Raw genomic sequence first — 850 nt, forward strand, 5'->3', positions numbered from 1 at the left:
ATTTTTCATTGAAAATTAATCATTCATCTAGCTTATCTTTCTACACGATTGATTTTTTAGGCGGAGATTGCACCCACAAGCCTAATGAAAAAGAGTAAACTTAGCGCTCTATTATTCGCCTTGTGGGTAAATTGATGCGACGTTTATCGACTCAGGATCAGAACTTTAAACAGGCTTTTGCTGAACTTTTAGCATTTGAAACTGTGAATGATCCTCAATTAGTACAAACCGTAGATCAAATTATTGCTGATGTTCGTCAGCATGGTGATGATCATGTACTTAAATTAACACAGCAGTTCGATCGACATCCAGCGCATCAATTCTCTGATTTAGAGTTAACTCAAGTACAACTCAAATCTGCATTTGATGGCTTAAGTTTTGAAATACGCGAAGCACTTGAACTTGCTGCTAAACGTATCCGTTCATTCCATGAGGCACAAAAGCAAGACGGCTGGACTTATGTCGATGAGTTAGGTAATACGCTAGGTCAAAAGGTTACACCGCTTGATCGCGTTGGGATTTATGTGCCAGGGGGATTAGCCTCATATCCATCATCAGTTTTGATGAATGCTTTACCTGCACATGTGGCTGGCGTGCCAGAAATTATTATGGTCGTACCGGCACCAAATGGTGAGTTGAATCCACTTGTATTGGCGGCTGCCTATTTAGCTGGTGTGAGTCGTGTGTTTACTATTGGTGGTGCACAAGCGGTTGCAGCATTAGCCTATGGAACTCAAACAGTTCCAGCTGTAGATAAAATTACAGGACCTGGCAATCGTTTTGTCGCAGCTGCAAAGCGCGCGGTATTCGGTCAGGTCGGTATTGATATGATTGCAGGCCCTTCAGAAAT

1 protein-coding gene is annotated in these 850 nt (G+C 42.1%); it reads left to right on the plus strand.

All coding sequences use genetic code 11. The annotated features are described in order from the left end of the window. Positions 1–134: 134 nt before the first annotated feature. Positions 135–850, plus strand: a 716-nt coding sequence (gene hisD, locus B4237_RS14010; protein WP_286943606.1) for a histidinol dehydrogenase, incomplete at its 3' end; no start/stop codon positions are given.

The sequence above is a fragment of the Acinetobacter sp. UBA6526 genome (assembly GCF_002434875.1).
Classification (GTDB): domain Bacteria; phylum Pseudomonadota; class Gammaproteobacteria; order Pseudomonadales; family Moraxellaceae; genus Acinetobacter; species Acinetobacter venetianus.